The organism is Sporosarcina sp. FA9 (assembly GCF_051550205.1).
GTDB lineage: Bacteria > Bacillota > Bacilli > Bacillales_A > Planococcaceae > Sporosarcina.
In genome coordinates, this window is the sequence record NZ_CP188819.1 from 421,373 (window position 1) to 433,524 (window position 12,152).

The 12,152-nt window shown below is 38.5% G+C and carries 5 protein-coding genes; all 5 read left to right on the forward strand.

All coding sequences use genetic code 11. From position 1 onward, the window contains the following. Positions 1-112 precede the first annotated feature (112 nt). The 5 genes from ACP8HH_RS02105 to ACP8HH_RS02125 all read left to right on the forward strand — a co-directional run bounded on the left by ACP8HH_RS02105 (position 113) and on the right by ACP8HH_RS02125 (position 12,139). The gene (locus ACP8HH_RS02105) at positions 113-2,101 is read left to right on the forward strand and encodes a hypothetical protein (RefSeq protein WP_438315201.1); all 1,989 of its coding nucleotides are present in this window, start codon (positions 113-115) and stop codon (positions 2,099-2,101) included. A 2-nt stretch (positions 2,102-2,103) separates the two neighbouring features. Beyond that, entirely contained in the window at positions 2,104-2,829 is a 726-nt protein-coding gene (locus ACP8HH_RS02110) for a hypothetical protein (protein ID WP_438315204.1), read from the forward strand. A 90-nt stretch (positions 2,830-2,919) separates the two neighbouring features. Continuing rightward, the gene (locus tag ACP8HH_RS02115) at positions 2,920-5,124 is read left to right on the forward strand and encodes an FtsK/SpoIIIE domain-containing protein (RefSeq protein WP_438315207.1); all 2,205 of its coding nucleotides are present in this window, start codon (positions 2,920-2,922) and stop codon (positions 5,122-5,124) included. 1 nt (position 5,125) lies between these two features. After that, entirely contained in the window at positions 5,126-6,925 is a 1,800-nt protein-coding gene (locus tag ACP8HH_RS02120; RefSeq protein ID WP_438315209.1) for a hypothetical protein, read from the forward strand. A 1,665-nt stretch (positions 6,926-8,590) separates the two neighbouring features. Then, the gene (locus ACP8HH_RS02125; RefSeq protein ID WP_438315212.1) at positions 8,591-12,139 is read left to right on the forward strand and encodes an Ig-like domain-containing protein; all 3,549 of its coding nucleotides are present in this window, start codon (positions 8,591-8,593) and stop codon (positions 12,137-12,139) included. Positions 12,140-12,152: the final 13 nt, after the last annotated feature.

Here is a 12,152-nt window from a genome sequence, read left to right on the forward strand (position 1 = left end):
GTAGAATAATTGAAAGGATTACATATAAAAAGAATAAACGAACTTTACTTCCAGAAATCTATTAATTCAGATTACAAAGGTGATTAAATGACTACAGGCGAAGGTGATAAGGATGATAAATCTAAAAGAAGAAAAAGGAATACTTAAGTATAGTAAATTATATAACAATCTAGTGAATACTGAAGAAGAATTAAAAGAGTTACAGAAATCAATAGAGTTCAAGGAATCGGAGCAAAGCAAAATTAGGTCGCAGGTTAAAAATGTGACAGGCTCATTCGAAGAAAGTTTGCCAAGAATGGTTCAAAATAAAAAAGAAGTAAAACGAAATGAAATTAAAACAGTATATGAAAATGAAGTTTCTAGTGCTCGGGACAAATATGAAAATGATATTGCTAATACTAAGGTTATTTACGGCGATAAAGTTACAGAAACTACAAATGAAATCTTGATTATTCAAAGAGAAGGAAACGTGGAAGAGGGAGTTATATTTACCAAGGAAAACAATGAATTAGTGAGCTTGATAAAGCACAATGATAAATATCTAGAGGAAAGTAGAATAATTAGTAGCTATTTACCGAATGCTTTAGCAGAAAAAGTTATTAACTCAGTAGATGGATCCGTTGTATCTGCCGAGATATTTGCAAGTAAAATACCTGGGAAAATGCTATTGAAAGAAAATAAAGCGAGTCAAATTCTAAAGAGTACTGGCTCCGTAACAGCAACTATATTTGCTGCTCTACTTTTATCGCTAAAGTTTTTAATTAAGCCTTTCAAAGACTTATTTGTAAGCATAATTTACTGGATTATTATTATTGCAATTCTTTTTTCTGTTGGCGATAGTCTCATAAGTTTGATGTTCTCTGTATTTTCAATAATCCTAGTAATTATGGGAATTGGGCTTGCCTATTTTTATATATTAAAGCCATTGATTGCGCTTCTTTATTTAAATCAGCGCAAAGAATTCATGTATATAATGAAGAATTTAAACACTTTTATTGAGGAAGAAAAACAAAGACAATTGCTTCTGGACTCAAAAAAGAAAGAGTTGGATAGTGCCGAACTCAAGCAACAAATTAGTATGATACAAGCAGAACTAGAGGAAAAGTTGAAAAGCGACAAAGATTTACTAGAGCTTCAAATGGACGAAATTAAAGTAAAGTTAGACGAAGAGTTACATAAAGTTGAAGCTACACCCCAAATTGAATGGGAGAAGGAAGAACTAAAATCCCATGAAATGAAAATGAGAGAATTAAAAGATGAAATTACAAACGTCAATAATAAATTGAGTCAATTGAACTCGAAAAGAAATGAACTCGAAAATGAAATTCAAAGACTTAGAGCCCAGCTAGAAAATGGTCAGGATCTATTGTTGTCTAGACCTTTAAAGGAAGAGACAGAAGGGGCTATATCAGACACGTTATATGTCCTTGGGAAAAAAGAAAAAGAGTTTGTGCCTATATACGAAATTAAACATTATAAGGAACCGCTTGTTCTTCTTTACAACAATGACGAAAATCAAATTACACAGCAATCAACATATATAGATTCAGTGATAGAATCAATCATCGAAAGTGTTATCCGTATAAATTACTTTGAATTCGTCAAGTTATCTATTGTTGATATTGTGGCCGGAGCGAAGAAGTTTTTAGGGCCTCGCTACCAATCTTTTTTGAAAGTGTTTGATACAAATGCGGACATAAAAGATTTTACACAGCAAATTGAACAATCGGCAAATCGAGTAGCAAGGAGCCAAGAGGGTGACATTACGGTATTGAATAAGAAAAGGTTTGCGGATGGCGATCCTATATATCCATTTTACATACCTCAAATTGTAATCCCGCCAAAGGGTAGTACTAGTAGTGTATTGCAACTTTCGGATGAGTTTTGGAGAGCGTCTAAAGAAGGCGATAAATACGGCTTCATCCCAATTTTCTATGTAAGTAAGCAGGACTGGGAAGCCTTTGAACAAGAGACCGACGATAATAAACATAGCGATAAACTATTCAAAAATCTAAAAGCGGTTGTTCCAGTAAGTAATTACTATGAAATTGATATTAAAAGAAACGCTTTTCAAAAATACAGAAATAGTAGGAGTGTTTGAATATGACGAACAAATTCAGTTTAACAGAAGAAAGTCAAAATGAAATTTTAGGTAATTACGCAAGTTTTTTAAATGATCTTCAAGCGGAAGTAAATAATTTCACTGACCAGCTGAATGAGATTTGTGAAAAAACAAAGTTCCGCCCACTTGTTCAATTAACGATACAGGCTGTTAATTTTTATAATGATGATTTGCCAAAGATTGTAAATGAAGCATTTGACGAGTGGAGCACATCCAAAGGTAGCCTTGTAGGGTTTATAAGACAGCTAGATGAAGAGGACGAAGCTGCAACTGAGACTGCTAGAAGATTACAAGGTGAGTTAAAGGCTCAAATTGAGGACATGTTTGCAATTAAAAAATCTGTTTATAGCGGAGCCACAGATGAACCCGAAATATCTGAAGACGATTATGAAGTTTTACAAGAAATTGTACGCCTCTCCATTGGTGTTTTAGAGGATATCAAAACTACTTTTATGACTAAAATTGAAGATGAGGCAGAGGGAAATAAAGTCTTTTTAACGATTAAGCCCGTGGTTTCCTCGACAGCGATTAGCGCGATAACAGCATTTAGTAATTATGTGGACATAGTTGGTGAAAAGCGTGAATTATTTGTAGAGAAAATAGGACAAAATACGGATTCAGTGAATACAGTAGTAGAAGAGTTGAAAACCCAGGTTGAAAGATCGGCTGAAGATGTATTTAGTGAATTATCGAATGATATGTTGTGAAAAGTAACTATTCTTAGCACAACGGATTTTATTAAATATGAAGTTGTATTTTGATGCGTAGTATATGGTGGAAAGGAATACGAAGAAAATATGTCAAGTATTTTAGATGTACTATCAAATTATATGGAAGCAGAGAAAGAGCATGCAAAAAGATTGCCATATGATCGTTTTTTAAAGGATTGGTTGGAGCTACTTGAATCCAGGCCGGAAAAATTTGAAGAAGATATTAGTGTATGTGAGTATGGTAATGGAGTAACGAGAACTTTATGCCCTGAGCCACTGACGTTCATAAAGGAATTCGATGATTTTTCTGACGATCAGAATAGATGCTTACTGCATTTTGAGAGTAGGTTAAAAGACTTTAAAGTTTTCCCTGTGAATGAACAGCCCGAAGGTGGTAAGTGGTTCAATACGACTTTAAAAGGTATTAATTTAAGACCTGGCTTGTTAAATGAGGAAAAAAGTTCTCCGCTTGCAGTTAAGATGGGCGATCAGAATGTACATGGTGTCATCGTGGGGCGTACGGGATCAGGTAAATCGGTTTTCATTAACAATTTACTACTTAACTTATTAGCGGAATATCCTCCTTGGGAATTGGACTTATATTTAGCCGACTTCAAAAAGGTTGAGCTAAGCAGATATATGAATAAGTTTATAACGCCACATGTAAATGCCTGTGCTGCGACAAGTGAAATTCGATATGTTGTCTCTTTATTTAGTTATTTAGTTGATATTATGTACGCTCGGCAAACATTTTTTGCACGATTGGGATTTCAAAAAATCGAGGATTTTAGGAAGGCATATCCGAATCTCGTTTTACCACGAGTCTTATTTGTGGTCGATGAGTTCCAACAATTATTTTTAGAAGCAACACCGAAAGAATCTATGATTATTAATGAGCTATTATTATCAATCGTGAAACTTGGGCGTGCAACAGGTTTCCACTTATTATTTGCAAGCCAAGAAATGTCTGGGGCTCTTTCGGCTAAGGCGCTTGCGAACTTTAAAATCCGATTCGCATTACCTTGTGAGGGAGAGATTTCTTCGGCCATATTGGGAAATTCTGCTGCCGAGAATCTCGACATTGGGGAAGTATTGGTTAACGTGAAATCGGGTAAGGAGGAACAAAATCAACGCTTCAAAGTACCTGTTATTGTAAGTGGAGACCAGGGTCAATTAGACCTTTACGATTATCTCGGGAAATACTATGCTATTGCATCGGGTTATTCATTCTCCAAAGTGCATAAGTTTTATCAGGAAGAAGTTCGTGATGAAATTGGGAATTTAGAGCTATCGCTTGATGCAGCTTACAATAAAAAAGATGAAATTATCCGTACAAGCTCAGGGCGATACACAGAAATTATTACGCTGGGTGAATCCGTCGTTTATTCAAATCGCAAGGTGGATTTGGAAACATTCTTTATAGAACGTGGAAAAAACAAAAACATTATTTCAGTAACACCAAACATTGACGATTTTGTTTACATTCAAAAGATGCTTGCCATTAACTTTAAGAAATCAACAAAAGCTGAAAACACGAGTCATACATTGATTTCATTAAATTCAATTGCACGTAATAAATATAAGATTGAACAGGACTTAGAAAATACAACTGTAATCGAGTCATTTGATGGTTATAAAAAGATCATGAATTTGTATTATCGAACGATTAGCGTTTGCGAAGCATATAAAACAAGCAATACATTTCCTGATTTTCTTGTGAACTATTTCCGGGAATTCTCAAAGTATACAAAAATCGATTGGGAAGGATTTGCACAAGAAGCACTAAAAGAATTTGGGTCTATTTCAACAATTGAGGATATTGAATTGAAAATAGAAGAATTTAGTGGGAAGCCCAAACTGAGAATATTAGTATGGATATCTAACTATTATTGTCTTTTTAAACGAAATCCAAATGAAAACATTCAACAATTGCTTGATACAAATATTTTTTGGTTTAGCGGCATCGAAAATATTGAAAGAATTCCTAGTGAACTTTTAAACGTTATGAAAAATGCGACAGAATGGAATATGTTATTCATCTTTTTTGCAACAACGGATGATAATAACTTACGCCAATATTTAAGCTATAGCGATTACATATTTGTTTCTGGAAATTATCCTAAGATTTACGAAAAATGTGGATTGAATTTCACGAATAAATCAAGAGACTCAATTGCGCTCGATTTTAAAATTAAGAGCTTGAACACGGAGCGATCGTTTAAAAAGTATAAAGTTGAGTTTGCTGAAAGTATCGCACCTTCGTTAAATTACGACGAAATTATGGGGGGATAATATGTCCGCTTTATTATTGAACCAAGAGCAAATCAATCATTTTGTAGGGTTGATTGATAAATATGTGGAAGAAATTAATTTGCATACAGGCAATTTAAGTGTCAACTTGGATCAAGTGTTAGAGAAAACAAATTTTCATCATATATCTAAAGCAATTGAACAAGTTGTAACAATTTATAATGAGGATTTTGCGCAGCGGACAATTGTTAAAACGGTCGAGTATTGGTCGAGCTCGGAAGGCTCATTGCAAGCGCAGTTTGAGCGATTGAATGTTGGCGAAGAAACGATTGAACACATCCAAGTGCTCGAGAACCGGATTATAGATGCTGTAGAAAACAGGATTCATATTACTCCGCCAAACACAGTTGCGATGGGCGAGCCCTTTGTTGAGGAAAGTGATTATATTAAGGTGGAGGAAGCTTTTAAAGTCTTCCAACTAAATATTCAACAATTGAGGCAAACCTGCAATGCTGAATTAGAGGCGTTAATTGAGCAAAATCAATTTTTTCAAAATTTAAGACCAGTCATGGAAATATTAATAACTCTTCAAGATGAATTTGTCGAGCATGTTGATTTTGCTTCAAAGGGTTTAACCGAAGCCTTTGTTGAACGATTAGGCATTAATATTTTGAATGTCGAAACCGTGTTGCAGGAACAAACGATACATATTACAAATAATGTTGACTTTGGTGCACTTAGTGAGGGGTTGCTAGGTAGTTCTTCGGGCGGAACCAGAGCGCCAGCGGTTGACGCTGTAGGCTCTGAAGATGATGGTGCTACTGATTCCGAGAACGACGATGGCGGGAACAGCCAATCAACACCTTCTACAACAGGCGGATTTTTGGAACGTGCTGCAGGATTGGCCGGCCAGGTTTTGGCAGGGGGGGCTGAAGGCGCGATTAGAGGCCTGAATCCACTGGGTATGACGGATGCTATTGATTCGTCACTAGATTTAGTTGAAAAAGGTCTTGATGTGCTAGGGTCTGATCCACTGGATTCGCTAGCTTCTGGGCAATCCGCTGCTGCCAAGGAAGCTGTTCAAATAGATATACAGAGCCCACAAAACCAATCATCTGCGAATGCAAATGAATCTACTCCTAATTCTGAACAAAGTATGGGTGGTTCTGAATTTAGTGGCTTAGGGGCAACCGTTATAAATACGCCTAACCAATCTGTGTCGGAACCGAATGGCGAAAAAGATAGCTCGGCAAATGGTGAGACTCAACCCGTAACACCGCCTCATAAATCTAGTGACGAGGAAGAACTAGATGAATATTTAGCGCGCTTGGCTGACCGGCAAAAAAATACATCTCCCGAAAGTGAATCCGGTGCACAATCTACAGAGCAAGGTGTTCATAATAGTTCACCATTGCCGGATGAAAAGCCTGATACTGTAAATGATAAACCGAGTGCTGCTTCAGTTGATAAGGATTCTTTAGAAGGTGATCCGCATACTCAACCAGGCAAGGAAGAAGAAGTTCAACCTACAACGGATGCGACAAATCGCGGTCAAAGTTTAGTAGATGAATTAGAGCAAGCGGATATTGGCCCATCTACCGATTCGGATCAGATTGAAGACAACGCCGTTTCCAATCTAGCTGGCTTGGAAACGGGGCAAGATGCTTCTTTAATTGAGGATGATGAAAGTTTAGCAGTTGAATCAGGCACAAATGAAAGCAACGAGGAAGCGTCAGATGCAGAAACGACTCATAATATGCTTAATCTATTTTTAAAATACGGTGTGATATCCTTCATTGTATTAGCAGTTTTGACAGCAATTTATCAACTGTTTTTAGCTTGAAATTATATGTAAGGAAAGAGCATTGCAAATGCATAATGAAAAAACTCAGTCCTAGTGATTGAGTTTTTTTGTGGATTTTTATAGAAGTGAGGGGTACCTTTGCATACAACTATTCTGACTATACACTACAATTACATATTTATTCGGTATATGCTGAAAAACACCTTGAGCTTGTATGTATATACAATCGGTTGAATTGTTTGTTGTTGTTTCTTGCATAGGTACCCTTCTCTAAAAGAGCGGACATCCGACCAGAAAGAGCGGACATCCCGAAGAAAAGAGCGGACATTCCATAAAAGAGGGGACATCTTCATCAAAAGAGCGGACATCCGACCAGAAAGAGCGGACATTCCGAAGAAAAGAGCGGACATTCCATAAAAGAGGGGACATCTTCATCAAAAGAGCGGACATCCCGAAGAAAAGAGCGGACATCCGACCAGAAAGAGCGGACATCCCGAAGAAAAGAGCGGACATCCCATAAAAGAGGGGACATCCGACCAAAAAGAGGGGACATCTTCATCAAAAGAGCGGACATCCGACCAGAAAGAGCGGACATTCCGAAGAAAAGAGCGGACATCCCATAAAAAAGGGGACATCTTCATTCAAAGAGCGGACATCCGACCAGAAAGAGCGGACATTCCGAAGAAAAGAGCGGACATCCCATAAAAAAGGGGACATCTTCATTCAAAGAGCGGACATCCGACCAGAAAGAGCGGACATTCCGAAGAAAAGAGCGGACATCCCATAAAAGAGGGGACATCTTCATTCAAAGAGCGGACATCCGACCAGAAAGAGCGGACATCCCGAAGAAAAGAGCGGACATCCCATAAAAGAGGGGACATCCGACCAGAAAGAGCGGACAACCTGTAGAAAAGAGCGGACATCCGACCAAAAAGAGGGGACATCCTGAAGAAAAGAGCGGACATTCCGAAGAAAAGAGCGGACATCCCATAAAAGAGGGGACATCTTCATTCAAAGAGCGGACATCCGACCAGAAAGAGCGGACATCCCGAAGAAAAGAGCGGACATCCCATAAAAGAGGGGACATCCGACCAGAAAGAGCGGACAACCTGTAGAAAAGAGCGGACATCCGACCAAAAAGAGGGGACATCCTGAAGAAAAGAGCGGACATCCCATAAAAGAGGGGACATCCGACTCACAGGTACCCTACTCTAAGCGAAATCAGGCGAAGTGTGCAATGAACGAGGGTGTTTGTGAATAAAAATAGACAAGCAATCATACAAATTAGAAGTAGGATAATAGCTTGGTTTTTACCAGTTCGCTATGGGGGATCCTAGACTGTTGTCTTTACTCTAGATTTTTTTGTGCTGCAATTTGACGATTTCATTCGTTGGAGATGCGGTAAATACGATTAAGGGGGATAAGCGATTGAAGAGGAAAAATCTTTAACAATAGGGGTGCCTGTGCAAGACACAAATTCAACATGATTCGGAATAGTGCCTAAATTGCGTGGTGCACAGGCACAGCTCACTATTAATTGTGTGAATTCAAGAAACTGTCAGATCGTGGGGCGAACAAGAATGTATTACTCATAGATAATACCTAGTTTTTAAGAGTGGTCAGCAAGTCTTATTCCACTATTCAGAAAAAACTGTTACATTAGTGTATGTAGGCTAGTAATCTATAAAAAGGAGGAATTAGTCGATGAGAAGATTTTTAGTAGCATTTTTAGCCATTTTCATGGTATTCACAATGGCCGCGCCAGCAGCTACACACGCAGTGCAAACAAGTGAAGCGGTCGAAGTTAGCAAAGCGACTCAACTCACAGTAAGTAGATCCATATTTTCGCTCTCAGAGATCCGAGATGTGACGGTGGAGGCCGATTTTGGGGAGGAAGTGGACCTTACCAAATTAGACTTTGAATTTGGCGGGAAAAGCCTTTCTGAGTGGAAGAAATGGAGCTCGGGAGGCTATAACGGGGCCCCATTCATCACTGTAACTAAAGCACCCCACTATGTGGAAGGAACAACGAAGATTGTAGCTGAGTTGGAGTTTGGTTTACCTTTCAACACTACTAACCTATCAAGCCACCGTGCTAGATACAAAGCGTTGATTGGAGACTATGATTTAGCTTTAGTTGATTCGACAAACAATTTAAAGGCTTCTACAAGTGTAAAACTTAATGTGTATGACGAGTATCTAGACTGGGCGGACATTAAACCTTCCATTGATAGCATATTTGAAGAGTCCGACAAAGTGAACGGTCGCTATTTGGAATATCAAAGCCCGGGTCAATCTACACAAGGTCGTGATTTCCATATGGTAATTCTTGCGAAAGATAAAGGTGCAGTAGATAAATATTTAAATGAAACCTTACCAACTGCTCTTGAAAATCCACAGGAGCTAATCAACAAGATTAAAGATGGCACAATGGGTGATTATCAAGTTCCAATTTGGTTTAATAATATTCATCCAGATGAGGTTGAAGGAATTGATTTCCAGACGGAACTACTAAGGAAATTTGCGATGGAATCTCATGTTAAATTCACTTCAACTGAAAAAGGCAATAACGATGTACCCGTTATTTTAAATATGGATGAAGTATTGGATAACATTATTTTTATATTCAACTTTTCTCATAACCCGGACGGGCGTGTTCATAATACACGTGCAAATGCCAATGGGTTTGATTTAAACCGTGACAACGCCTACCAAACGCAAGTTGAAACAATCCAACTTAACGTAGAAATTGCTAAGTGGACGCCACTTACAATGGTGGAAGGTCATGGTTATGTGAATGGATTCTTAATTGAACCATGTACGCCGCCACACAACCCAAACTTTGAATATGATTTGCTTATCGAGGGTTTGACTGAGCAAGCGCATGCAATGGGTAGAGCGGGAATCGGTAGCTCTAATTTAACTTCTTATTTCCTTGCTTCAGAAGGATATAAGGATGGATGGGATGATATGGGTCCTTCCTATACGCCTGTCTTCTCGATGCTTCACGGAACACTTGGACATACTGTCGAGGTGCCCTCGTTAAGTCAGGATTCCCTCCGTGCGATGGTTGGTACTGGTTTAGGTGCGACAAATTATGTACTAGGCAATAAGGACGAGCTGTATTTAAGGCAACTTGAAGTCTTCAACCGCGGAATTAAGGGAGAGGACAACCGTTCAGTCGATCCCTTGTTAACGAATGCAGCTGGGGAATCAATCGGTCGGGTCCGCGGGGATAACGAAAACTTCTTCCCGGATTACTACGTCTTGCCGACAGATATTGATAAACAGAAAAATGCACTTGAAGTTTACAACATGGTCGAGTATTTAATTCGCAACGGTGTAAAAGTTGAACAAACAACGAACGAGGTAACGATTGGTGAAATTACGTATCCGAAAGGAACTTATATTGTTCCTATGAAACAAGCGAAACGCGGTTTAGCCAATGCGATGCTTTATAAAGGCGATGATGTATCTGACTGGAATGCAATGTACGATCCAGTTGTTGTTAATTTCCCGGCACTTAGAGGTTTTGATGTAATTGAATTACGTTTGGACGGTAATAAAGGATTTGAAGGTAATTCAGTAAAAGTCAGTTCAGTAGACGTTCCAAAAAGCGAAGTCAAGCAAACAACAGCTACACAGGTACTGAAAAATTCGAATAACGACACTGTCAAACTTGTGAACAAACTTCTTGCAGAAGGAAAACAAGTTGGTTTAGTACAAGAAAGTAAAGACGAATTTGAGAAAGGTGATTTTGTAGTTCAAACAAAGGATCTACTTTCTTATGTCGACAAATATGTATTTCAAGCAATCCCTTTACCAAAAAGGAATATGCTTGAAGTGAAGTGGATCTTGCAGCCAAAAGTAGCTGGAAGCGGTTCTGGCCAATTGACATTTACATTGAAAGAACTAGGTTTCGGACTTGTGAATCAGGCAGATGCGGAAGTTATTATCTCTGACAGCAGCTTGCCTACAGCTACAGTATTAGCAGGTAAAACGTTCGTAGGTATCGGTAATAGTGTCTTACGTGCAGTGAGCACAGCTAGATTATTTGATGGATTTGCCTATGTGACTACAGGAAGCAGTCATGAAGGGCTTGTTAAAGCCACATTGCAGACAAATCATCAATTAACTTCCGGCTATGAGGAAAATGAACTTCTTTATACAACGAGAGGATCATGGATCACCCAAGTACCTGAAGGTGCCGAGGTGCTCGCAACTGTTAAAAATGAAGATGATTTCTATGTTGCCGGATGGTGGCCTAGACATGAAGGTGCGAAAGGGCAAACCTTCGCCTTCACTAAAAAGTTAGAAAATTCAACAGTAACGCTTTTTGCGAATGATCTGGCATTCAGGGCGCATACGAAATATTATTACCGTATGTTAGCAAACAGTATCTTTGCTTCAGCAAGTGAAGCTCCAGATCCAGTTCCAGTTCCCGAACTGTTTTTAACAGTATCACCGGAGAACGTTTCATTAAAAGTGGGAGAATCCCAACAACTGGCCGTTACTTCGACTCTTTCGGAAGAAGAGGGAGACGGAACTGAAACGGATGTTACAACAGATGCAATGTACTCAGGTTTTAATGAAGAAGTTGTCACAGTATCTGATGAAGGTAATGTTGTAGCAGTTGGAGAAGGAACAACAACAATTACAGTTTCGCATGAAGATGTAGTCGCAACTGTATCAGTGGAAGTAACGAAGAAAGATGAAGAGGAAAGTACGGAATCTACAAAAGTACTAACAATGAAAGACTTACAAGATCAGTTGGACAATAAAAAAGCAAAAGAAATTGACATTGCACTTCCACATTTTGAAGGAAATATTACGGATGTTAGGGTGGAAATATCAGCAAGCTTACTTCGTGATATAATCAAATCGAAAAAGGATGTCAAATTCACGTTTAACGGTGGAGAAGTAATTGCTTTCAAGAAAGTGATGGAGGAACTTGAAAAAGTATCGACTGGGAATGTCAGCTTCTATGTGAAAGTAGAAGTCAGTGATGTGACAGGAGCCATTACTCCAGTTTATTCAATCGGATTCCTCGTAGACAAAGGACACGATGTAGTTCCGATGACAAGCTTCCAGCATCAATTCGACATTGAATTCAACGTAGATGCATCAAAAGTAAAAGATGCAAAGAAGTTGGATGTCTACGAAGCTGGTTCGAATAAATCGCTTAAAGGAAAGTATAAAGATGGGGTAATGACACTTAAAACAGAAAAACTAGGTACCTTCTACGTAAAATAGGTTCATTTTACTG

Excerpts from the sequence above, each read along its gene's own strand:
- ACP8HH_RS02105 (WP_438315201.1), top strand. The coding sequence starts at position 113 with ATGATAAATCTAAAAGAAGAAAAAGGAATACTTAAGTATAGTAAATTA.
- ACP8HH_RS02110 (WP_438315204.1), top strand. The coding sequence starts at position 2,104 with ATGACGAACAAATTCAGTTTAACAGAAGAAAGTCAAAATGAAATTTTA.
- ACP8HH_RS02115 (WP_438315207.1), top strand. The coding sequence starts at position 2,920 with ATGTCAAGTATTTTAGATGTACTATCAAATTATATGGAAGCAGAGAAA.
- ACP8HH_RS02125 (WP_438315212.1), top strand. The coding sequence starts at position 8,591 with ATGAGAAGATTTTTAGTAGCATTTTTAGCCATTTTCATGGTATTCACA.
- ACP8HH_RS02120 (WP_438315209.1), top strand. The coding sequence starts at position 5,126 with ATGTCCGCTTTATTATTGAACCAAGAGCAAATCAATCATTTTGTAGGG.